This is a genomic window from Streptomyces sp. NRRL B-24484 (assembly GCF_000717715.1).
Lineage (GTDB): Bacteria > Actinomycetota > Actinomycetes > Streptomycetales > Streptomycetaceae > Kitasatospora.
Window position 1 is genome coordinate 187,847 of the sequence record NZ_JOAI01000001.1, and the last position, 22,384, is coordinate 210,230.

The window sequence follows — 22,384 nt, forward strand, 5'->3', positions numbered from 1 at the left end:
ATGACCACCACTCCGGAGACCACCGCCACCTCGCTGCTGCGGTTCGCCACCGCCGGCTCCGTGGACGACGGCAAGTCGACCCTGGTCGGCCGTCTGCTGCACGACTCGAAGTCGGTCCTCGCCGACCAGCTGGAGGCCGTCGAGCACGCCTCCCGCAGCCGCGGCCAGGAGGCGCCCGACCTGGCGCTGCTGACCGACGGTCTGCGGGCCGAGCGCGAGCAGGGCATCACGATCGACGTCGCGTACCGCTACTTCGCCACCGCCCGGCGCCGGTTCATCCTCGCCGACACCCCGGGGCACGTGCAGTACACCCGGAACATGGTGACCGGCGCGTCCACCGCCGAGCTCGCCGTCGTCCTGGTCGACGCCCGCAACGGCGTCGTCGAGCAGACCCGCCGGCACGCCGCCGTCGCCGCGCTGCTGCGGGTGCCGCACGTCGTCCTCGCGGTCAACAAGATGGACCTGGTCGAGTACGCGGAGCCCGTCTTCGCCGCGATCGCCGAGGAGTTCACCTCCTACGCCGCCTCGCTGGGCGTCAAGGACGTCGTCGCGGTGCCGATCTCCGCGCTGGCCGGCGACAACGTCGTCGAGCCCTCGGCGCACATGGACTGGTACGGCGGCCCGACCCTGCTGGAGCACCTGGAGACCGTCCCGGTCGGCAGCGACCACAGCAGCGAGCCGGCCCGGTTCCCCGTCCAGTACGTGATCCGGCCGCAGACCGAGGCCCACCCGGACTACCGCGGCTACGCCGGCCAGCTCGCCTCCGGCGTGCTGCGGGTCGGCGACCCGGTCACCGTCCTGCCGTCCGGGCACACCACCACCGTCGCGGGCATCGACGCGCTCGGCCGGGAGACGGACATCGCCTGGGCCCCCCAGTCGGTCACCGTCCGCCTCGCCGAGGACATCGACGTCTCCCGCGGCGACCTGATCGCGGCCGGCCCCGCCCCGGTGCCCACCAAGGACATCGAGGCGACCGTCTGCCACCTCAACGAGCGGGCCCTGCGCCCCGGCGCGAAGGTGCTGCTCAAGCACACCACCCGCACCGTGCGCGCGCTGGTCAAGGAGGTCTCCTACCGGATCGACATCGACACGCTGGAGCAGCGTTCCGGTGCCGACGGCCTGGAGGTCAACGACATCGGCCACGTGGTGCTGCGCACCGCCGAGCCGCTGGCCCTCGACAGCTACACCGACAACCGCCGGACGGGCTCGTTCCTGCTGATCGACCCGGCCGACGGCACCACCCTCACCGCCGGCATGGCGGGCGAGGCCTTCGACACCGTACGCGCCACCACCGAACCGATCGAGGAGGACTGGGTCTGATGCCCAGCGAGGCGTTCTCGGGCATGGACAAGGAAGGCGGCCGCATCGGCAGCGGCGTCCTCGGCAGCGGCCAGGGCGGCCTGACGCGATGTGGGGGCGGACAGGGGCGCTGAGCCCCTGTCACCGGGCCGGTTCCTTCCCACAGCAGGCACCGGCCCGGCTTGCCCGGCATGTCGACATGCCGTCAGCACCACACCGACCGACTTCCACCGGCGCTTCCCACGGCGCCCCCGTGAACGGGACGACTCCCATGGCACACGACTCCGCCACCACGCATACCTCCACCCGGTTCGGCAGCGGCCGGTTCAGACGGCCGGCCGCGGTCGCCGTCGCCGCGCTCACCGCCGCGGGCCTGCTGTCCGCCTGCAGCTACGGCTCCAAGAGCGAGGACAAGAGCTCGGCGGCCCCGGCCGCGGCCGCCTCCGGCGCCAAGCTCTCCGCGGACACCGTGAAGATCGGCTACTTCGCCAACCTGACCCACGGCACCGCACTGGTCGGCCTCAAGGAGGGCCTGTTCCAGAAGGAGCTGGGCGGCACGAAGATCAAGACCCAGATCTTCAACGCCGGCCCGACCGAGATCGAGGCGCTCAACGCCGGCTCGATCGACATCGGCTGGATCGGCCCCTCCCCCGCGATCAACGGCTACACCAAGTCCGACGGCAAGTCGCTGCGGATCATCGGCGGCTCGGCCTCCGGCGGCGTCCGCCTGGTGGTCAACCCCGACAAGATCAAGAGCCTGGACGAGCTCAAGGGCAAGAAGATCGCCACCCCGCAGCTCGGCAACACCCAGGACGTGGCCCTCCTCAACTACCTGGCCACCAAGGGCTACAAGGTCGACGCCGCGTCCGGCGCCGGCGACGTCAGCGTGGTGCGCACCGACAACAAGGTCACCCCGGACGCCTACAAGTCCGGCTCGATCGACGGCGCCTGGGTGCCGGAGCCGACCGCGTCCAAGCTGATCGGCCTCGGCGCCAAGGAACTGCTGAACGAGAAGCAGGTCTGGCCGGACGGCAAGTTCGTCATCACCAACATCATCGTCTCGCAGAAGTTCCTCAGCGCGCACCCGGACGTGGTGGAGGCCGTGCTGCGCGGCTCGGTGAAGACCAACGCGTTCATCAAGGCCAACCCGGACCAGGCCAAGGCGGCCGCCAACGCCGCGATCAAGGAGGCGGCCGGCAACGCGCTGGACGCCGCGATCCTCGACCCGGCGTGGAAGGACATCGAGTTCCTCGACGACCCGCTGGCGAACACCCTGCAGGCCGAGGCCGACCACGCCGTCACCGCCGGCCTGCTGAAGAAGCCCAACCTGGCCGGGATCTACGACCTGGCCCCGCTCAACAAGGTGCTCCAGGCCCAGGGCGGGACCGCCGTGGCGGACGCCGGACTCGGCGCCAAGTGATCCGCACCCGCTGACCCCGCGGTCCGCCCCGCCCCCGCCCAGTCGATGCCCAGTCACCGGGCGGGGCGGGGCCGGACCCCGGCCCCCGAGAGCCACCAGCCAGCCGCCCGTCCACTCACGGAGGAGGTCCCCGGATGACCCCGGCACTGACCACCACGGAGCCCGCCACCACCAGCGCTGCCGCGGCCACGATCGACCGGCCCGCCGTCCGCCTCTCGCACGTGCACAAGTCCTTCGGCCGGCCCGGCGCCGCCACCCCCGTCCTGGACGACATCAACCTGGACGTCGCCCCCGGCGAGTTCGTCACCCTGCTCGGCGCCTCCGGCTGCGGCAAGTCCACCCTGCTCAACCTGGTGGCCGGCCTCGACAAGCCCACCGCGGGCGACATCGAGGTGCCCGGCGGCCGTCCGGCCCTGATGTTCCAGGACCACGCGCTCTTCCCCTGGCTGACCGCCGGCAAGAACATCGAGCTGGCGCTGCGCCTGGCCGGCGTGCCCAAGGCCGAGCGCCGGGCCGAGGCCGAGCGGCTGCTGGAGCTGGTGCGGCTCGGCGGCGCGTGCAAGAAGCGCGTCCACGAGCTGTCCGGCGGCATGCGCCAGCGCGTGGCGATGGCCCGCTCGCTCGCCCAGGGCGCCAGCGTGCTGCTGATGGACGAGCCGTTCGCCGCGCTCGACGCCATCACCCGCGACGTCCTGCACGACGAGATCACCCGCATCTGGGCGGAGCGCAAGCTGTCCGTCCTGTTCGTCACGCACAACGTGCGCGAGGCCGTCCGGCTCGCACAGCGCGTCGTCCTGCTCTCCTCCCGGCCCGGCCGGGTCGCCAAGGAGTGGCGGATCGACCTGCCCCAGCCGCGCCGCATCGAGGACTCCGGCGTCGCGGACCTGTCCGTCGAGATCACCGAAGAGCTGCGTGGGGAGATCCGCCGCCATGTCCAGCACTGACACCACCACCCTGGTCAAGGACCCGGGCACGGACACCGCCAGCGTCGAGGCCGGCCTGGACGCCCTGGACTCCGTCCAGGTCCAGCGCACCCCGCTCGGCGAGGTGCTCCGCCAGAAGGTCCTGCCGCCCGTGCTCGGCGTGCTGCTCGTCATCGGCGTCTGGCAGCTCGCCTTCAGCCTGGAGCTGACCACCCCGGACAAGCTGCCCAGCCCGGCCGACGTCTGGTCCTCGCTCACCGACCTCTGGTACGAGGGCACGCTGTTCTCGATCATCTGGACCAGCGTGTGGCGCGGCATCTCCGGCTTCGTCGCCGCCGTCGTCATCGGCACCCCGATCGGCCTGCTGGTCGCCCGGGTCAAGCCCGTCCGCGCCGCGCTCGGCCCGGTGCTCTCCGGCCTGCAGTCGCTGCCCTCGGTCGCCTGGGTGCCCGCTGCCGTCATCTGGCTCGGCATCAACAACTCGGCGATGTACGCGGTGATCCTGCTCGGCGCCGTCCCGTCGATCGCCAACGGCCTGGTGTCCGGCGTCGACCAGGTGCCGCCGATCTACCTGCGGGCCGGCCGCACCCTCGGCGCCACCGGCCTCGCCGGCGCCCGCCACGTGCTGCTGCCCGCCGCCCTGCCCGGCTACCTGGCCGGCCTCAAGCAGGGCTGGGCGTTCTCCTGGCGCTCGCTGATGGCCGCCGAACTCATCGCCTCCTCCCCCGACCTGGGCCTCGGCCTCGGCCGCTACCTGGAGAACCAGCGCGAGTTCAACGACATGTCGGGCGTGCTGCTCGGCATCGTCCTGATCCTCGTCGTCGGCGTGGCGATCGATCTGGTGGTCTTCTCCCCGCTGGAGCGCCGCGTGCTGCGCAACCGCGGCCTGCTGGTCACCAGCCGCTGAGGACGCCGACCGTGCGCACCGGTACCCCGCCCGCCCCCGCCCGCCACGGCGGGGCGGGCGGCCCCGCCCTGCTGCTGATCGCCCACGGCAGCCGCGACCCGCGGCACGCCGCCACCGTGGACGCGCTCGTCCACCACGTCCGCGCCCTGCGGCCCGGCCTCACCGTCGCCACCGCCTACCTGGACCACTGCGCCCCGCGCATCCCCCAGGTCGCCGGTCGGTTCGGCGCGGCCGTCGCCGTCCCGCTGCTGCTCAACCGGGCCTTCCACGCCAAGAGCGACATCCCCGCCGCGCTGCGCGCCGCCGGCGCCGACCTGCCGCTCGCCGACGTGCTCGGCCCCTCCCCGCTGCTGCTCGACGCACTCGACCGGCGCCTCGCGGAGACCGGCCTCGACACCGCCTCCGCGGCCGTCCGCGCCCGCACCGGCGTGGTGCTCGCCGCCGCCGGCTCCTCCGACCCGGCCGCCGACGCCGCCACCCGGGCGGTCGCCGAGGCCTGGCGGCGCAGCCGCGGCTGGGCCGGCGTCGAGGTCGCGTACGCCTCCGCGGCCGGCCCGCGGGTGCCCGAGGCCGTCGCCGCCCTGCGCGCGGCCGGTGCCGGCACCGTGGCCGTCGCCCCCTACCTGCTCGCCCCCGGACTGCTGCCGGACCGGATCGCGGCCGCCGCGGACGGCGCCGACCTGCTGGCCGAGGTTCTGGGGGCCGCCCCCGAGGTCGCCGAACTCCTGCTGCAGCGCTACGACACCGCCGTCCGGCTCGCCGCGACCGCACCCGCGGCCCTGTCGGCCTGAGGCGCGCCTCGGCTCACTCGGCGAGACCGTCCGCGGTGGCGTCCAGCTGCATCCGCTCGTACTCGCCGAGGCAGGGGTAGAGGGTGCCGCAGTCCCGGCAGGCGCGGGCGAAGGTGACCGTGAAGGTGGGCCGCGACTTGAATCTCCCCGGCCGGGGGAAGCGGAGCCGCATCCGCTCCGTCGCCATCGAATCCGTCGTCAGTTCCCCCACCGGACTCAGCCGCTGAGACCCGCACATCCCGCATCGCATGCCGGGCACCCTACCCATCCCCCGACACGGACACGCGGGGAATCCCGGAGCCGGCGCTCCGGGTCGGTCAGGTCGATGTCGATCGGGAACGGCAGGTCGAGGGCGAGCCGCTCGCGGTGGATCCGGACGATCACGCACCCGATCGCGGGAGGAGCGCCAGGTAGCGGGGGTCGGCGGGGTCGGCGTCGGCCCAGCGCCAGGCGTGGGCGGCGCAGCGGCGCTGGTGGGGGGTGCCGGTGGCGAGGGTGGTGAGCAGGCGTTCCTGGAGGCCGCGGGCGCCGATCGCGCTGACGAGGACGGCGGCGAGCCAGCGCGGGGAGCTCGGGTCGTCGTCGTGGACGAGGGCCCGGTGGACGGCGTCGGCGTGGGCGCGGGCGAGGCCGCGGTCGGCGGTGAGGGCGCGGTAGGCGGTCTGCCGCTTGTGGCCGATGCGGTGGTACTGGGGGTAGTCGGGGTGGCGTTCGGCGAGGCGGGCGACCCGCGGGTCGTCCGGCTCCTCGAAGGGCAGGCCGAGCTCGGCGAGCAGTGCGTCCAGGGCCCGCTCCTGGAGGTCGAGCGCCTCGGCCGGGCCGGGTACGGCGGTCACTGCGTCTCCGGGGCGGGGTCGGTGCGCATGGAGGCGAGGGCGCGCAGGCCGTCCTCGACGACCGCCGGGTCGGCGTCGCCGAACAGCGCCTGCTGGGCGATGAAGCCCTGGGCGGTGGCGATGAGGGTGCGGGCGACGTGGTCGGCCTCCGGTCCGGGCGGCATCAGGCCGGACGCGCGGTAGCTGCCGACCAGGCCGGTCCAGGCGGCCCGCATCGCGGTGTAGCCCTCGTCGAGGGCGGCGGCGAGGGCGGGATTGCGCAGGGTCTCCGTCCAGACCTGCACGACGAGGCGGGCGAAGGCCTGTCGGTCGCCCTCGGGCGGGGCCTGGTCGAAGACGGCCCGCAGGACGCGGCCGAGCAGCACGTCCGGGGTGGGCGGCGGCACGGTCGCGGCGGCCTCGGCGAAGGCGGCCCGGATCACGCCGAAGGCCTCCGTCGCGATGGCGGCGACGATCTCCTCCTTGCCCGCGAAGTAGCGGTAGACGGCCCCGGCGGACAGCTCGGACTCGCGCAGCACGTCCTGCATGGACGTGGCGTGGAAGCCGTTGCGCGCGAAGCAGCGGGCGGCGCCGTCGAGGATCTGCCGGCGGCGGGCGTCGAGGTGTGCCTGGGATACGCGGGCCATGAGGTCCACCGTAAAACGAACGTTCATTCTTGACAAGTGCGACGGGCGGCCGGAGAGTGGGCCACGTAAAACGAACGATCCTTCTCTTTGAATCGAGGGGCTGCCATGTCCGCCTCCCCCGGGCCCGCCTCCCCCGGGTCCGCCCCCGCCGTCCGCCGCCTCGTCTCCGTCTGGGTGCTGGTGCCGCTGTTGGCCGCGTTCGCCCTGTGGGCCTTCGCCTGGCCGGCCTCCCGGCTCGCCCCGCGGGACCTGCCGATCGGCGTCGCCGGACCGGCCGCCGCCACCGCCACGGTCGAACAGCGGCTGGCGGCCCACCCCGGCGCCTTCGAGGTCCACCACTACACCGATGCGGCCGCCGCCCGGCACGCGGTCGAGCAGCGCGAGGTCTACGGCGCCCTGGTCGCCGCCCCCGGCGGCCCCGAACTGCTCACCGCCCCGGCCGCGGGCCCGACCGTGGCCCAGCTGCTCCGCACCGCCGCCGAGTCCGCGGCCCCCGCCGGCACGGCGGTGCACGTGACGGACGTGGTGCCGACCCCCGCCGCCGACCCGCGGGGTGCGGTCTTCGGCGCCGGCCTGCTGCCGCTGGTGCTGGCCGGCGTGGCGTCCGGCGCGGTGGTGACGGTCCTGCGGCTGCGCGGCGGCCGGGCGATCGCGGCGCTCGCCGGGGCCGCCCTGCTCACCGGCCTGGTCGGCGCCGGGGTCGCGCACAGCTGGCTGGGGGCGCTGACCGGCGCCTGGTGGGCCGAGGCGGGGGTGATCGGGCTGACGGTGCTCGCGGTCGGCGCCACCTCGGCCGGGACGGCGGCCCTGCTGGGCACGGCCGGCCTCGGGGTGGCCGGGCTGCTGATGGTGCTGATCGGCAACGCGTTCTCCGGCGTCGCCTCCGCCCCCGAACTGCTCCCCGCCCCGGCTGGCGTCCTCGGGCAGCAGCTGCCCCCGGGCGCGGCCGGGACGCTGCTGCGGTCCGTCTCGTACTTCGACGGCGCAGGGGCGGGCGGCCCGCTGCTCACCCTCTCCCTCTGGACCGGCCTCGGCCTCGCCGCCGTCGGCCTCACGGCGGCCCGCCGGCCCGCCGGAGGCTCCTCCCGGCCGGAGGGCGGGGAAGAACTGCGCGGTGCGGAGGCGGCTCGCGGTGCCGACCGGGGTCCGGCCCCCGTCGCTGCTGCGGCCGCCCGCGGACTGCGCGGTTCCCCGCGCCCCTGACGGCTTCCCTGCCGTCAGATCCGGTGCAGCGTGAACGTGTCGACGGGCGTCCCCGCGAAGAGCAGGTCGAGGCGCCCGTCGAGGACGTACACGCTGCCCGCCGGGCCGGGCGTGAGCACCGTCGGCGCCGGGTCGGTCAGCGGGTGGACGGTGGTGCGGGCGGTGCGCCAGCCGTCCGCGGAGCGGAGGTCGACGCGGGTGGTGGCGCCGGTGCCGCCGAGGCGGTTGGTGATGCCCTGCAGGGTGCCGTCCGGGCGGAGCAGCAGTCCGTCGAGGCCGGTGAGAGCGTTCGCGGGGCCGGTGACGGGGATCTCGGCGAGCTGCTGCGGGTGGTCGATCGGCAGCCGCCACAGGGTGCCGTCGTCGTACTTGCCGACCAGCAGGGTGCGGCCCTGCCGGACGATCCCGTTGAGGCCGAACCCGCCCTGCGGGGCGGCGAGCCGGCTGTCCCGGACGAGGACGCCGGCGGCGCCGTCCGGGGCGACCCGGTAGACGATCGGGGCGAAGGAGTCGGTGACGTACGCGGTGCCGTCGGGGCCGACGACGAGGTCGTTGGCGAGGTGGGACCCGCCGTCGGCGGCGACCGCGGCGAGGTCGGTGTAGAAGAGGCGCCGGCCGGTGGTCAGGTCGTAGGCGCCGATGCCGGCGATCCGCCCGGAGCCGCCGGGGGCGGTGCGCACGGAGACGCCCGGGTCCCCGTTGGCGACGAGGACGCGGTTGCGGGCGGCGTCGACGTGGATGCCGACGGCGGAGACCAGCACCGCGGGGTCGTCGACCAGGGTGGTGACGGAGCCGTCCGCGCGGACGGCGGAGACGGTGCCGTGGCGGAGCGAGCTCACCAGGAAGCGGCCGTGGGCGGCGTCCCAGGTGGCGCCCTCGGGGTGGAGGGTGTCGGCCGTGCCGGTGATCGCGGCGGGCCGGTGGTGGGCGGGTGCCGCGGCGGCCGGCAGGGCCGGTCCGGCGGCGACCGCCGCGGCGAGGGCGGTGATCAGGAGGGCGCTGCGTGCGCGCAGGTTCATCTGTCGTCCCGTCAGGAGCGTTGTTCGGACGGTGTCCAGCCTTCCGCCCGGTGCGGCGGCGCAGCAGTGCGTGGCGATACTGGTAGTCGGGCTACCAGGAGTCAGGGGGAGGATCCATGGCCGAGGGGGACGTGCGCCGGCAGGCGCTGTCGAACTTCCTGCGGACCCGCCGGGCGTCGCTGACGCCGGCGGACGTGGGCATCGCACCGGGTGTGCGCCGACGCACGCCGGGGCTGCGGCGGGAGGAGCTGGCGCTGCTGGCCGGGGTGGGGGTGACCTGGTACACGTGGCTGGAACAGGGCCGGGACATCCATCCCTCGCCGGAGGTGCTGGCGAGCCTGGCCCGGACCCTGCGGCTGGACGCGGCGGAGACGGCGTACCTCTTCCGGCTGGCCGGTGCGGCGCCGCACCGGGGGGCCTCGGACGAGGCGGACGGCGCGGAGGTCCCGGAGGCGCTGCTGCGGCTGGTGGACGCGCAGGATCCGGCGCCGGCGTTCCTGATGGACGCGGACTGGGACATCCGGGTGTGGAACGCCCCGGCGGAGGCGATGTTCGGCTTCGCCGGGATGCCGCCCGGGGACCGCAACCTGGCCTGGACGGTGTTCGCGGACGACCGGATCCGCCGCCGCACGGTGGACTGGGAGCAGCACGCCCGCCGCACGCTGGCGGAGCTGCGGGCGGCGTACGGGGAGCGGGGCGGGTCGGGTTCGCCGGCGGCGCGGCGCCTCACGGAGGTGATCGGGCGGCTGCGGGCGTCCTTCCCGGAGGCGGACCGCTGGCTGGACGAGCACCGGGTGAGCGAGAAGACCGGATGCGAGAAGGAGGTCCGGCACGAGGTGGTGGGCCTGCTGCGGCTGGACCAGGTGGTGCTGCGCGCGCCGGGCGGGCTGCAGCTGGTGGTGGCTGCGCCGCGCGACGAGGAGACCGGGGAGCGGCTGCGGCGGCTCGTTCCGGTCCCCTCGGCGGCGGCGGTCTGACCGGCCGTCAGCCGTGCCGGGCGGCTGCGGCGAGTTCGTCGGCGGTGGCGGGCATCGGGGTGGTGATGCCCGCCCAGGACCGGTCGGCGAAGTGCAGGTCGATCCGGCCGCGCTGCAGGACGCCGGCGGGGTTGCGGTGCAGCGTCACGGCCTGCCGGGGCGCCTCCCAGTGCAGCGCGTACTGCTCCTTGAGCTGCCACGGCCTGGAGCCGTCGACGACCACGAGGTGGCGCCGGTCGGTGACGGCGAAGGTGCCGGTGGCGGCGGCGCCTTCGTGCATCCGGCGGACGAACAGGCCGGCCGCGCTGTGCCAGCCGCCGGCCATGCCCTCGCCGTGCCAGACGGAGTCCGGCACGGCGTCCGCCATCCGGTCCCCGACCGCGCCGACGGCGGCGGAGACCGGGTTGACGGCGGCGTAGGCGCGGCGCAGTACGTTGAACCTCCTGCCGAGCTTCTGCTCCAGTTCGCTCGGCTGCCGCTGCGGCATCAGGTCGGCCGGCGGGTGCGGGATCCCGGGGGCGAGGCTGATCGAGGCCGCGCCGAGCAGGTGCTCGCCGGGCTGCAGGAAGGGCGTGACGATGTCGCGGTCGCGGTTGAGCACGGTCGGTCCTCCTGTCAGCCGAAGGCCGCGTCGAAGCGGGCCTTGCGCTCCTCCGGAGTGAGCTCCGGCGCCTGGCGGGGCTGGGCGATGCCTGCGTGTTCGCGGGCGGCGGTGGAGGGGTGCGGGTTGCCGGCGATCCGGTCGTCGATCTCGTCGGCGACGATGCCGGCTCCGGACTGGACGGCCTGCTGGACGGTCTGGCCGACCGGGTCGCCGGTGAGGCCGATGCCGTGCAGCGCGGCCTTGCCGATCATCTTGGTGCCCTTCTTGGCGAGGTAGGCCGGCACATCGATCGGCCGGTTCCAGGTCCAGGGCTTCTTGGGGTTGAGGTGGGGGCGCTTGGAGACCGCCTTGAGGGCCTTCATCGCCTCCTCGATCTTCTTCAGGGCGCGGGCCAGCTTGGCGACCAGGTTGGCGATCCGGGCGCTGGCGATGGTGCCCTCGGCGGCGGCCGCGGCGGCCTCCGCGGCGAGCGAGATGCCGGCGGTGACGACGCTGAAGGCGAGCGAGGCGGCGAGGGTGATGATCGCCCACTCGATGAGTTCGCGGATGACCGTCTCGACGAGGTCCTGGGCCATCCGGCTCTCGGCGGCGGCCTCGTCGAGGAGTTCGGCGGTGGCGTCCATGTCGTCCGCCTCGGCCTCCAGGGCCGTCTCGTACTCGGCGAGTTCCCGAAGGAACGCCTCGGCGGCCTCGCCCTGCCAGTCGTGGGCGAGGGCGGCGCGGTCCCGGCGCTGGTCGGCGACGACCTCACGCAGTTCGGTCGCCTGACGGCGCCAGAGCTGGGCGGCGGCCTCCAGGCCCTCGGGGTCGCCGGTGACGAACTCCAGCGGTTCGGCGAGTGGTTCGACGATGGGGCGCATGATCTCGTCGATCACGCTGCCCAGCGGGCTCATCCACTGGTTGATCTTGGTGTAGGCGTCGACGGCGCCGGACACGGGACCGGACATCACAGCCCCCTGGCGATGGCGTTGAGCGATTCGGCGGTCTCGGCCTCGGCCTGTTCGTAGGAGCGGGCGACGCCCTGGGCGTGCTCGTCGATGCGGGCCATGGTGTCGGCGGCCGAGGTGAGGTTCTCGACGGCGGCGTCGGCGCGCTCGGCGTAGTCGCGGCCGGTCTGCTCGGCCTCCGGCAGCTTGCCGAAGGCGTCCGGCGACAGCCGGTGGGCGCCGAGTTCGGCGCGGATGGCGCGCAGCTTCTCCGAACGGTCGGCGGAGGTGCGGGCGAATCGCCGCAGCGCCTCCGGATCGACGCGGTACTCCCCTGACACGACGTGTCCTCCCCCGTGCGGTGCGCCCGGTGCGGCGCCGAATTGACGGAACTTCCGGTTCAGGTCAAGGAAGGACCATGAACGGACAAAGAAGCTAACACACCTGTTCGCAATGGAGGGGAGGGTGATGTGAGGGTTGGTCGGTGATCCGGCGGTATCCGGGAAAAGGCGGAGGGGCGCCACCCGAAGCGGGTGGCGCCCCTTTCGTGGACGGCGGGTCAGCCGAGGTCGCGGCGCTGCCGTCCGGTGCCGTAGTTGGCGCCGCTGCGCGAGCCCGAGCCGGGCTTGGCCCGGCCGGAGGAGCGGCCGATGAAGCCGGCCGCGGTACGGCCGTTGCCGGCGCCGCTGCCCCCGCCGATGCGCTGCTTGGGGCGGGGCTGACGGGCGTTGCCGCTGGCGTCGACGTCCTTCGGCAGTGCGGAGCGCTTGCCGGGACGGCGGCGCGGCGCACCGGCGCGGGCCGGCTTCTCGCCGTTCTGCTCGGCGTCGGCGGCCGGCTCGGCCACCACGATGGCGACGGGCACGCCGCTCGGGGTGCGGGCACCCGTGATCCGGCGCAGCTCGGCGTCGTCCGGGCGGACCTTGGTGACGGTGGGCCGGATCCCGGCGGTGCCCATCAGCCGGTTGACCTCGCGGCGCTGCTCGGGCAGGACGAGGGTGACCACGGTGCCGGACTCGCCGGCGCGGGCGGTGCGGCCGCCGCGGTGCAGGTAGTCCTTGTGGTCGATCGGCGGGTCCACGTTGACGACCAGGTCGAGGCCGTCGATGTGGATGCCGCGGGCGGCGACGTTGGTGGCGATCAGCGCGGTGACCCGGCCGTCGCGGAACTGGTCGAGCACCCGGTTGCGCTGCGGCTGCGACTTGCCGCCGTGCAGGGCGGCGGCACGCACGCCGCTGGCCAGCAGCTGCTTGGCGAGCCGGTCGGCGCCGTGCTTGGTGTGCACGAACATGATCAGCCGGCCCTCGCGGGAGGCGATGTGCGCGGTGGTGGAGGCCTTGTCGGCGGGGTCGAGCTGGAGGACGTGGTGGTCCATGGTGCTGACCGCACCGGCCGACGGGTCGACGGAGTGGGTGACCGGGTCGTCGAGGAAGCGGCGGACCAGCCGGTCGATGTTGCGGTCGAGGGTGGCGGAGAACAGCATCCGCTGGCCGCCCTCGGCGACCTGCTCCAGCAGCTTGCTGACCTGGGGCAGGAAGCCCATGTCGGCCATCTGGTCGGCCTCGTCGAGGACGGTCACCGTGACGTCGCCGAGGGCCACGTCCTGGCGGTTGATCAGGTCGTCGAGCCGGCCGGGGGTGGCGACCAGCACCTCGACGCCGCGGCGCACCTGGTTGGCCTGCCGGCCGATCGGCATGCCGCCGACGACGGTGGCGATCCGCAGCTGCAGCGCCTGCGCGTAGGGGCTCAGCGCCTCGGTGACCTGCTGGGCGAGCTCACGGGTGGGCACCAGGACGAGGGCGAGCGGGCGGCGGGCGACGGCCCGCTTGCCGGCCGTGCGGGCCAGCAGCGACAGGCCGAAGGCGAGGGTCTTGCCGGAGCCGGTGCGGCCGCGGCCGAGCACGTCGCGGCCGGCCAGCGAATCCGGCAGGGTCGCGGACTGGATCGGGAAGGGCTCGGTGACGCCCTCCCGGGCCAGCGCGGTGAGCAGCGCCTTCGGCATGTCGAGCTCGGCGAAGGTGGCCGCCGGCGGGCGGGCCGGGGTGCCCTCGACGACGGTGAATTCCTGGCTCTCGGCGGCCGTGGGGCGCGCGGCGCGCGGCGCGCGCTGCATGCGGCGCTCGGCGCCGCCGCGGGGGCCGCCACCGCGCTGGGGGCGGCCGGTGCCCGGGGCCCGGCGGGAGGTGGTGCGCTGCGGGCGTGCCTGATCGGTCATGCTGCTCCGTCCTGATCGGCCGGCAGGCACGGCGATGCCGTGCGCCCGGACCTTTGCGGGTCGGCCGTCAGGAGTGGATGCGGGGCCGCCCCGGCCGTTCGGCGGCAATGGGCGAGGGCCCGCACCCGCAGGTGCGGACCCTCACTCGTCATGCGTGAGTCGGCTTGGCCGGACTCAGATGGGGCGGATGTTCTCCGCCTGGGGGCCCTTCTGGCCCTGGGTGACGTCGAACTCGACCTTCTGGCCCTCGACGAGCTCACGGAAGCCCTGGGCGTTGATGTTCGAGTAGTGGGCGAAGACGTCGGCGCCGCCGCCGTCCTGCTCGATGAAGCCGTAGCCCTTTTCGCTGTTGAACCACTTCACGGTGCCGGTAGCCATAACCGTCTCCTCATTCTGGGGCATCAAGGGTCTGCACCTCGCAGACCCCGAGTAGCCGCGATCCCCATCCGGAGACAAAACACCGGATAAAACAAATGCGCCTGGCGGGTGGAGCCGCAGGCGCACACGCACGTTCATGGGAACCAAAACTGCAACTGCTTCGACTGTAGCACGGCGGCGCCCCGCGATGATCGGGAGAGTTCTCCTCGTCACACCGGGGGCGCCCCGCGATTGAACGGCCCGCGGACGGGGCACACACGTCCGTTCGTGTGCCCCGCCCGCGGGTGCTCCGGATCGTGCGGTCAGATCCGGCCGGCCGGCTGCGGCTCCGCCTGCGGGACGGCGGGGCCGTCGTGGTCGGCGGCGTCCTGGTGGCCGGGCCACCAGGCCGCGCGGCCCAGCAGCGCGGTGATCGCCGGGGTGAAGAACATCGCCATCACGAAGGCCGAGATGATGATGCCGAAGGCGATCGAGAAGCCCATCTGGCTGAAGAGCGAGTTGCCCGCCAGCAGCATGGTGCCGAAGGTGGCCGCCAGGATGAAGCCCGCCGCGGCGACGGTCGGACCGGCGTGCTTGATCGCCTGGCCGGCGGCCTCGCGCGGGCTGCGGCCCTCCTTCACCTCCTCGCGGAGGCGGGCGATCATCAGGATGTTGTAGTCGGTGCCGATCGCGACCACGAACAGGTAGATGAAGATCGGCAGCATGAACATCAGGCCCGGCTCGCCGCCGATCCTCTGGAAGATCAGCGAGGTGGCGCCGAGGGTGGCGCCGAAGCCGAGACCGACCGAGGCCATCAGGTACCAGGGCGCGACCACGCTGCGCAGCTGCAGGGCCAGGATGACCAGGATGAGCAGCGCGGCGAGCGGGAACACCAGCGTGTAGTCGTGGACCATCGCGGTGTTGATGTCCTTGAAGATCGACGTCTGACCGCCGACCAGGGCCTCGGTGCCGCTCGGGGCGGACCCGTGGGCGGTGTCGCGCAGGCCGCCCATGGTGTCGATGGCCTTGTTGGTCGCGGGTGCGTCCTTGAGGATCACCGTGATGTCGGCGGTGAGCCCGTCCTTGCTGAGCTGGGTGCGCTCGGCGGGCACGGCGGCGACGCCCGGGGTCCCGGCGAGCGCGGTGCGGTAGGCGTCCAGGCCGGCGGTGTCGAGCTTGGCCCCGCCGGTCGCGGTCAGGTAGACGTGGCTCGGGTCGGCGGCGCCGGCCGAGAAGCCCTTCATCATCCGGTCCTGGACGACCATCGACTCCTTGGTCTTCGGCATCGAACCGCTGGCCAGGTCGAAGGTGCCCTTGTACCCGAGGGCGGCGGCGGCCAGGGCGATCAGCACCAGGCCGGAGGCGAGGGCGGCGACCGCCGGACGGCGCTGCACGCCGCCGCCGAGCGCGGCGAAGCGGGTGCCCTTGGCCTGCCGCATCCAGTGCTTCTGGAAGTTGCCGGCCGGACGCGGGCCGCGGGCGCCGCGAGCCAGCCAGGCCAGGTGGCGGCCGTCCCAGCGCAGCCACTCGACGACCCGGCGGAACAGCACCCGCTCGGGCAGCACCGAGAGCACGGCGGGGACGAGGGTGACCGAGGCGAAGGCGGTGACCGCGACGGCGATGGCCAGGGACGGGCCGAGCGCGGTGAACATGCCGAGGCTGGAGAAGACCAGGACGGCGAAGGCGGCGACGACGGCGCCCGCGGCGGAGGCGATCGCCTCGCCGACCCGGCCGACCGCGTTGACCACGGCCTCCTTGCGGTCGTCCCCGGCCCGCAGCCGCTCGCGGTAGCGGAACATCAGGAACAGGAAGTAGTCGGTGCCGACGCCGAAGAGCACCACGATGAGGATGGCGGACATCGAGTTGTCCGCCTTCAGCCCGAAGACCTTGCTCGCGTCGGCGATCAGACCGTTGGCCACCATCGAGTAGACGAAGATCGACACGATCGGCAGCAGCGCGACGATCGGGCTGCGGAAGATCAGCCAGAGCGTGAGCAGGATGATCACGACGGTGCCGATGCCGATCAGGGCCTCGGCCAGCTTGGACGAGTCCTGCTGGTCGAGGATGCTCGCGGCCGGGCCGCCGAGCAGCATCTTGACCGGGGTGCCCGCGGTCAGCTCGGTGCCCGCCTCGCGCAGCGCCTTGGCGGCGTCCGCGGCCTCGGGCTTCTGCATGACCTTCTTGTCGATGGCGATCATCGACATGCCGAAGGTGCCGTCCGGGGCGTAGGTCTTGCCGACCGGCAGGACGGTCTCGACGGACTCGATGTGCTTGTCGGCGAGGCCCTTGGCGACCTTCTCGGCGGTGGCCTTGTCGGCCTCGGTCAGCTTGCCGCCGTCGGTGCGCTCGAACAGCGCGAAGGCGCCCGGCGAGAAGTTCGCCGGGAAGGCCTTCGCCTGCAGTTCGGCGGCCTGGATCGACTCGTAGTGCTTCGGGAGGAAGGCGCTCTCGTCGGTCTGCGCGGTGATCGTCGGAGCGGTGGAGATGATCGCGACGGCTGCGACCAGCCACGCTCCGATCACCCACCAGGCCCGCCTGACGACGAAGTCTCCGATTCGGTGGAACATGCTCGTGATGCCTCCTGGGCATGGTTCACCGCAGCCCTCGGGGGACGGAAACCGGGCAACGGCAGGACCGGCCCGGGGAGAATCCCTAGCCGGTCGGCAGGCAAGTACGTGTGGGAGCATCCTATGCGATGCCACTAGCCGGTCGGCAGGTAACCCCGGCCCGACGGGCACCCCTAGGGGGTACCGGCTGCTTCCCGCCACCATCCTGACCTGCGCCGCCGCCGCGCACCTCCTGCTCCGGGCGGATCCCCCTCCCCCTCAGGGTGGAGCCGAAGACCGGCCCGGAGGAGGAGATCGGGGTGGGGAAAACCCCACCACGGCCCTCCGGGCAGGCCCAGGGTCGACTCACCCGCCAGCCGGATACTCCGTCAACTCCCCGCTTCCTAGGGTCGTTCCAGCAGCCGGGAACACCGGCACCAAGCTCCGGCGGACCGCACCCGCCGCTCTCCCTGGGGGACCTGTGACACCCAAGCTCGGCCTCGCCGCCGCCATGGCCGCGTGGAGCGCGAGACACCGCAAGACGGCGGTGTTCGGCTGGCTCCTGTTCGTCGTCCTCGCCGCGTTCCTGGGCGGCCTCCACGGCAGCACCAAGGTCACCGACTCCGAGGCGATGCCGGGCGAGGTCTCCCGCGCCGCGAAGATCCTCGACGACGCCGGCATCAAGACCCCCGCCGGCGAGACCGTGCTCGTCCAGAGCGCCGCGCTGACCGCGGACGACCCGGCCTTCCGGGCCGTCGTCGACGAGGCCGCCGCCGCCGTCCGGGCCACCGGCAGGGCCGCCGACCTGCGCAGCCCGTACGACACCGGCGCGGTCTCCGCCGACCGGCACTCCGCGCTGCTGCAGTTCAGCGTGGCCGGCGAGGACCGCGAGAAGGCCGTGGAGAACGTGCCGGCCGTGCTCGACGCGGTCGCCGGGGTCCAGGCGAAGCACAAGGACCTCACCGTCGAGGAGTTCGGCGAGGCCAGCTCCGGCAAGTGGTTCCAGGACCGGTTCAAGAACGACTTCCAGCGCGCCGAGTGGACGGCCGTCCCGCTGGCGCTGGGCATCCTGCTGATCGCCTTCGGCGCCCTGGTCGCCGCCGTGCTGCCGGTCGTCCTCGCGCTCACCGCCTTCATCGCCGCCGGCGGCCTGGTCGCCCTCTCCAGCGGCCTGCTGCACACCAGCGACGACGCGAGCTCGGTGATGCTGCTCGTCGGCCTCGCCGTCGGCGTCGACTACTGCCTCTTCTACCTGCGCCGCGAGCGCGAGGAGCGGGCCGCCGGACGCGACGCCGCCACCGCCCTGCGGGTCGCCGCCGCCACCTCCGGCCGGGCCGTGCTGGTCTCCGGCGTCACCGTGGTCGTCGCCATGGCCGGCCTCTTCCTCACCGGCATCGCCGACTTCCAGGCGATGTCCTCCGCCACCATCGTCGTGGTGATCACCGCCGTGCTCGGCTCGCTCACCGTGCTGCCGGCCCTGCTGTCGATGCTCGGCGACCGGGTCGACAAGGGCCGCCTGCCGCTGCTGCACAAGCTCCGCAGCAGCGAGGCCGCCGCCGGCGGCCGGGTCTGGAACGCCCTGCTCACCCCCGTGCTGAACCGGCCGCTCGCCGCCACCGTCCTCGCCGGCGGCCTGCTGCTCGGCCTCGCCGCACCACTGCTCACCATGCACACCGCCAACCTGACCTTCCAGCAGCAGCTGCCGAAGGGCAACGCCCTGGTCGCCACCTCGCAGCGGATCGAGAAGGCCTTCCCCGGCAGCCCCGCCCCCGCCCTCGTCGTGGTCAAGGCCCGCGCCGTCGACTCCCCCGAGATGAAGCAGGCCCTCGCCGACCTGAAGGCCCGGGCCCTGGCCACCGGGAAGATGCACGAGCCGATCCAGGTGACGGTGCACGGCGCGCAGAACGTCGCCCTGGTCGACGTCCCCCTCGTCGGCACCGGCAACGACGACGCCAGCACCGCGGCCCTGGAGGCGCTGCGGGGCGACGTGGTGGCGAACACGGTGCTCAAAGTGCCCGGAACGGAGGCCCCGGTCACGGGCAGCACCGCGGGCTCGCACGACTTCAACGAGCAGATGTCCGACTCGATGCTCCCGGTCTTCGGCTTCGTCGTCGCCTTCGCCTTCCTGCTGATGCTCTGCTCGTTCCGCTCGCTCGGCATCGCGCTCACCGCGGTGGTGCTCAACCTGCTGTCGGTCGGCGCCGCGTACGGCGTGCTCGCCCTGGTCTTCCAGCACGGCGTGGGCGCCTCGCTGTTCGGCACCGCCGGGGTGGGCGCGGTGGAGTCCTGGGTGCCGCTCTTCCTGTTCGTGATCCTCTTCGGCCTGAGCATGGACTACCACGTGTTCGTGGTCTCCCGGATCAAGGAGGCGCACGACCGGGGCCTGTCCACCCGGGCCGCCGTCTCCCACGGCATCCGCTCCACCGCCGGTGTGGTGACCAGCGCCGCGGTGATCATGGTCGGGGTGTTCGCGGTGTTCGGCACGCTGTCCATGCAGTCGATGAAGCAGATGGGCGCCGGCCTCGCCGTCGCGGTGCTGATCGACGCCACCGTGATCCGCGCGGTGCTGCTGCCCGCCGTGATGAGCCTGCTCGGGGAGCGCAACTGGTACCTGCCGCGCTGGCTGAACTGGCTGCCGAACCTCTCGCACGGCGAGTCCTTCCCGCCGGTCACCCCGGCCGCGCCCGCCCCGGCCGGCCTGCACCTGCCGGACGGCCAGTCCGCCGGCGGCGCGCGGGTCTGACCCTCCGCACGAACGACCACCGCACGAACGACCACCGCACGGCCGGGCCCCGCAGCACGCGGGGTCCGGCCGCCGTGCGCCAGGATGGTCCGGACCGCACCGAGGAGCCCGCCGTGACCGCCTTCGACGAAGCCCGCGCCCGCACCCTGCTGGCCGGCGCCTGCCGCACCGCGGGACTGCCCGCACCGGACGGCGCCCGGCTGCTCGCCCTCGGCGAGAACGCCGTGTTCGACCTCGGCTCCCCGGCACTCGTGGCCAAGATCGGCCGCAGCCCCGCGCTGCTGCCCCGCGCCGCCCGCGAACTGGCCGTCGCCGACTGGCTGGACGCCGCCGGCATCCCGGTCGTCCGCCCCCGGCACACCGAGCCCGTGACCGCCGACGGACACCCGGTCACCTTCTGGCACCGGCTGCCCGACCCCGTCCGCCCGGCGCGGACGGCCGACCTCGCGCCGCTGCTGCGCGCCCTGCACACGCTGCCCGCCCCCGACAGCCCCCCGCTCGGCCCCCGCGACCTGCTGGCCCCGGTCGACGGATGGCTCGCCGCGGCGGCCGGCCACGTCGACCCCGCCGACACCGCCTTCCTGCGCGCCCGGAAGGAGAGCTTCGTCACGGCGGCCGCCGAACTCACCCCCCACCTCGCCCCCGGTCCGGTGCACGGCGACGCCCTCCCCCGCAACGTCCACGTCGGCCCGGACGGCCCCGTCCTGCTCGACCTGGAGAACGTCGGCCACGACCTGCGCGAGCACGACCTCGTCGTCCTGGCGCTCAGTCACGACCGGTACGGCGTACCGGAGGAGGAGTACCGGGACTTCACCGCGGCCTACGGCTGGGACGTCCGGGAGTGGAACGGCTTCGCCGTCCTGCGCGGCGCCCGGGAGACGGCGAGCGCCGCCTGGGTCGCCCAGCACGTCCCCGGCAACCCGGCCGCGGCGGCCGAGTTCCGCCGCCGGGTGGACTCCTTGCGCGACGGTCACGCCTCCGTACGCTGGTATCCGTTCTGAGACCCGACAACCGGGTCCGTTCGTACCCGACGACGGAACCGGCGGTCCGCGCCTGACGTCGTCCCCGGCACACGCCCCCACCCGGGGTGGCCGGTACGACGTCAGGAGTCGTCACCATGCGGATGCCCAGCCCCCGATCCCGTCGCACCCTCGGCCTCGGCCTCGCTGCGCTGCTCGCGCCCACCGTGATCGCCGCTTGCGGTTCGGCCACCCACGCACGCACCGCGAGCGCCGACGGCGCCCGCACCACGGCCGCCGCCGTCACCCCGCGCGACACCGCCGCCACGAGCGGATCGCCGTCGGCCGCCGCGAGCGCCACCCCGGCCGTCCCCGCCCAGCGCAGCGCGCCGCCCTCGGCGAGCGCCTCCGCCACCACCGCGGCGCCGACCACCGCCGCGCCCGGCGGCAGCAGCAGTGCGGCCCCCTCCGCGCCGGGCGCCACCACGGGCCCGTCCGGCCACACCCCGAGCGGCAGCCCGACCCGCAGCCACCAGGTGCTCCGGTCCACCGCGAGCGGCGGCCGCACCGTCGCCCTCACCTTCGACGACGGCCCGGGCCCCGCCACCCGTCCGATCCTCGACCTGCTCGCGCAGTACCACGCCAAGGCGACCTTCTGCATGGTCGGCAACGAGGTCGACCGCGACCCGGCGGCCGTCCGCCTCGTGCTCGCCGGGGGTCACCGGCTGTGCGACCACACCGTCGACCACCCGCAGCCGCTGCACACCCGCAGCCACGACCAGCAGGTGCACGAGATCGCCGACGCGGAGCAGACGATCCTGCGGGCCGCCGGTCCGGGCGCCGAGGTGGCCTGGTTCCGCGCCCCCGGCGGCGACTTCACCGCCGAGAACGAGCAGATCGCGGTCGACCACGGCATGCGCTCGCTCGGCTGGTCGGTCGACCCCCGCGACTGGGCCAGGCCCGGTGTCCCGGCGATCGTCGCCAACGTCCAGCAGCACCTGCGCCCCGGCGGGGTGGTGCTGATGCACGACGGCGGCGGCGACCGCAGCCAGACGATCGAGGCGCTGCGCCAGCTCCTGCCCTGGCTGGTCGCGCAGGGCTACACCTTCGACTTCCCGGCCGGCGGCTGACCCGGGGCCCGACCGACGGACCGGGCCGCGGTCAGCCCGCCGCGGCCGCGGCGGGCCAGGGCACCACGGGCCAGGCCGGTTCGATCCGGGCCTGCGGGTCCGAGGTGCGGCGCAGGTACTGCTGGAAGGACGCGGCCTGCTCCGCGGCGGCCCGCACCTGGAGCGCGTGCAGGTCGGCGAGCCCGACGCCGCCCACCGCGGGGAAGGCCTCGCCGAGCCGGCGGGCCACCCGGGCCGCGGCCACCGCGTCGGCACCGGCCTGGTGCGCGCCGTCCAGCACCACGCCGTAGTGCTCGCACAGCGCCTGCAGGTTCCGCTTGCCGCGGCGGTAGCGGTCGGCGTGCTTGTCCAGCACCAGCGGGTCGATGACCGGCGCGGGCGTGCCGCCGAGCCGCGCCGAGAGCGGGCTGACGCCGTGTCGGCGGCACTCCCGGTCGAGCAGCGACAGGTCGTAGCGCGCGTTCATGATGACCAGCGGTGTGCCGGAGCCGAGGGCCTCCGCTATGGACCGGGTGATCTCCTCCACGGCGCCGGCCGCGGCCACCCCGCGCTCGCGGGCCTGTGCGGTGCCGATGCCGTGGATGGCGGTGGCCTGCGCCGGGATCGGTATGCCCGGGTCGACCAGCCAGTGGTGCTCCCGCGAGACCGTGCCGTCCGGCTCCAGCCGGACGAGGGCTGCGGTGACGATCCGGTCGTTCTCGATGTCCGTGCCGGTGGTCTCCAGGTCGAAGGCCAGCAGGCCGGCGGCCAGCCAGCTCATCGTGGGCCCCCGGCCGTGCGGTGGCCGTGGTGGGCGGGTGCGGTCGGCGTCCCCCTCCGGGTCGTCATCCGGCGCTCCTTCCGTCGCTCCTGCCGTGACGGGGACCATCATCGCCCGCACCAGTGACAGCCCCGCCGGTCGGG

21 protein-coding genes are annotated in these 22,384 nt (G+C 74.2%); 10 read left to right on the forward strand and 11 right to left on the reverse strand.

The genetic code is table 11. The features are described 5' to 3' along the window. The 5 genes from IE98_RS0100835 to IE98_RS0100860 all read left to right on the forward strand — a co-directional run bounded on the left by IE98_RS0100835 (window position 1) and on the right by IE98_RS0100860 (window position 5,340). Window positions 1–1,320, forward strand: a complete 1,320-nt coding sequence (locus tag IE98_RS0100835) for a sulfate adenylyltransferase subunit 1 (protein ID WP_030262339.1) — start codon at window positions 1–3, stop codon at window positions 1,318–1,320. Between the two features lie 250 nt (window positions 1,321–1,570). Beyond that, window positions 1,571–2,719, forward strand: a complete 1,149-nt coding sequence (locus tag IE98_RS0100845; RefSeq protein ID WP_078660692.1) for an aliphatic sulfonate ABC transporter substrate-binding protein — start codon at window positions 1,571–1,573, stop codon at window positions 2,717–2,719. 134 nt (window positions 2,720–2,853) lie between these two features. Then, the gene (locus IE98_RS0100850; RefSeq protein WP_030262348.1) at window positions 2,854–3,663 is read left to right on the forward strand and encodes an ABC transporter ATP-binding protein; all 810 of its coding nucleotides are present in this window, start codon (window positions 2,854–2,856) and stop codon (window positions 3,661–3,663) included. After that, a complete protein-coding gene (locus IE98_RS0100855) occupies window positions 3,650–4,549 on the forward strand; it encodes an ABC transporter permease (RefSeq protein WP_030262350.1) in 900 nt (299 codons plus the stop codon). The genes IE98_RS0100850 and IE98_RS0100855 overlap by 14 nt, the downstream gene beginning before the upstream one ends. An 11-nt stretch (window positions 4,550–4,560) precedes the next feature. After that, entirely contained in the window at window positions 4,561–5,340 is a 780-nt protein-coding gene (locus tag IE98_RS0100860) for a sirohydrochlorin chelatase (RefSeq protein WP_052389964.1), read from the forward strand. A gap of 13 nt (window positions 5,341–5,353) precedes the next feature. On the opposite strand, the gene IE98_RS48815 is transcribed toward IE98_RS0100860, so the two are convergent. The 3 genes from IE98_RS48815 to IE98_RS0100875 form a co-directional block, all read right to left on the reverse strand. Then, window positions 5,354–5,527 (reverse strand): hypothetical protein, encoded by a 174-nt coding sequence (locus tag IE98_RS48815; RefSeq protein WP_159400794.1) that lies wholly within the window; start codon window positions 5,525–5,527, stop codon window positions 5,354–5,356. Between the two features lie 193 nt (window positions 5,528–5,720). After that, complete coding sequence (locus IE98_RS48820) at window positions 5,721–6,176, reverse strand: hypothetical protein (RefSeq protein ID WP_030262356.1); 456 nt, start codon at window positions 6,174–6,176, stop codon at window positions 5,721–5,723. Continuing rightward, entirely contained in the window at window positions 6,173–6,802 is a 630-nt protein-coding gene (locus IE98_RS0100875; protein ID WP_030262359.1) for a TetR/AcrR family transcriptional regulator, read from the reverse strand. The genes IE98_RS48820 and IE98_RS0100875 overlap by 4 nt, the downstream gene beginning before the upstream one ends. Window positions 6,803–6,907: 105 nt before the next feature. On the opposite strand from IE98_RS0100875, the gene IE98_RS0100880 reads away from it, so the two are divergent. Continuing rightward, window positions 6,908–8,005, forward strand: a complete 1,098-nt coding sequence (locus tag IE98_RS0100880) for a hypothetical protein (protein ID WP_063748843.1) — start codon at window positions 6,908–6,910, stop codon at window positions 8,003–8,005. A gap of 14 nt (window positions 8,006–8,019) precedes the next feature. Here the strand turns inward: IE98_RS0100880 and IE98_RS41870 are convergent, their stop codons facing one another. Beyond that, window positions 8,020–9,024, reverse strand: a complete 1,005-nt coding sequence (locus IE98_RS41870) for an SMP-30/gluconolactonase/LRE family protein (RefSeq protein ID WP_052389965.1) — start codon at window positions 9,022–9,024, stop codon at window positions 8,020–8,022. Between the two features lie 116 nt (window positions 9,025–9,140). Here IE98_RS41870 and IE98_RS0100890 point away from each other — a divergent pair, with 116 nt between their 5' ends. After that, window positions 9,141–10,001 carry a helix-turn-helix transcriptional regulator gene (locus tag IE98_RS0100890; protein ID WP_043173178.1) on the forward strand — a complete coding sequence of 287 codons (861 nt, stop codon included), beginning with the start codon at window positions 9,141–9,143 and terminating at the stop codon, window positions 9,999–10,001. A 7-nt stretch (window positions 10,002–10,008) separates the two neighbouring features. Here IE98_RS0100890 and IE98_RS0100895 read toward each other — a convergent pair whose 3' ends face one another. The 6 genes from IE98_RS0100895 to IE98_RS0100920 all read right to left on the reverse strand — a co-directional run bounded on the left by IE98_RS0100895 (window position 10,009) and on the right by IE98_RS0100920 (window position 16,670). Beyond that, on the reverse strand, window positions 10,009–10,602 hold the full coding sequence (locus IE98_RS0100895) for a hypothetical protein (protein ID WP_030262370.1): 594 nt from the start codon (window positions 10,600–10,602) through the stop codon (window positions 10,009–10,011). Between the two features lie 14 nt (window positions 10,603–10,616). Beyond that, window positions 10,617–11,552, reverse strand: a complete 936-nt coding sequence (locus IE98_RS0100900; protein ID WP_052389966.1) for a WXG100 family type VII secretion target — start codon at window positions 11,550–11,552, stop codon at window positions 10,617–10,619. Further along, window positions 11,552–11,872: a hypothetical protein gene (locus IE98_RS0100905; RefSeq protein ID WP_030262374.1), complete on the reverse strand. Its 321-nt coding sequence runs from the start codon at window positions 11,870–11,872 to the stop codon at window positions 11,552–11,554. The genes IE98_RS0100900 and IE98_RS0100905 overlap by 1 nt, the downstream gene beginning before the upstream one ends. Window positions 11,873–12,090: 218 nt before the next feature. Beyond that, on the reverse strand, window positions 12,091–13,746 hold the full coding sequence (locus tag IE98_RS0100910) for a DEAD/DEAH box helicase (RefSeq protein WP_030262376.1): 1,656 nt from the start codon (window positions 13,744–13,746) through the stop codon (window positions 12,091–12,093). A gap of 174 nt (window positions 13,747–13,920) precedes the next feature. Beyond that, the gene (locus tag IE98_RS0100915) at window positions 13,921–14,124 is read right to left on the reverse strand and encodes a cold-shock protein (RefSeq protein ID WP_030262380.1); all 204 of its coding nucleotides are present in this window, start codon (window positions 14,122–14,124) and stop codon (window positions 13,921–13,923) included. A 302-nt stretch (window positions 14,125–14,426) separates the two neighbouring features. Then, window positions 14,427–16,670 (reverse strand): MMPL family transporter, encoded by a 2,244-nt coding sequence (locus tag IE98_RS0100920; protein WP_030262382.1) that lies wholly within the window; start codon window positions 16,668–16,670, stop codon window positions 14,427–14,429. Window positions 16,671–17,160: 490 nt separating this feature from the next. Between IE98_RS0100920 and IE98_RS0100925 the strand changes: the two genes are divergently transcribed. The 3 genes from IE98_RS0100925 (at window position 17,161) to IE98_RS49960 (ending at window position 21,481) form a co-directional block, all read left to right on the forward strand. After that, on the forward strand, window positions 17,161–19,392 hold the full coding sequence (locus IE98_RS0100925; protein WP_052390012.1) for an MMPL family transporter: 2,232 nt from the start codon (window positions 17,161–17,163) through the stop codon (window positions 19,390–19,392). Window positions 19,393–19,505: 113 nt separating this feature from the next. Beyond that, window positions 19,506–20,393: a phosphotransferase enzyme family protein gene (locus IE98_RS0100930; RefSeq protein ID WP_030262387.1), complete on the forward strand. Its 888-nt coding sequence runs from the start codon at window positions 19,506–19,508 to the stop codon at window positions 20,391–20,393. Window positions 20,394–20,509: 116 nt separating this feature from the next. Then, entirely contained in the window at window positions 20,510–21,481 is a 972-nt protein-coding gene (locus tag IE98_RS49960) for a polysaccharide deacetylase family protein (protein ID WP_234443361.1), read from the forward strand. A 31-nt stretch (window positions 21,482–21,512) separates the two neighbouring features. On the opposite strand, the gene IE98_RS0100940 is transcribed toward IE98_RS49960, so the two are convergent. Beyond that, window positions 21,513–22,241, reverse strand: coding sequence for an exonuclease domain-containing protein (locus IE98_RS0100940; protein ID WP_030262392.1), 729 nt, complete (start codon window positions 22,239–22,241; stop codon window positions 21,513–21,515). Window positions 22,242–22,384 lie beyond the last annotated feature (143 nt).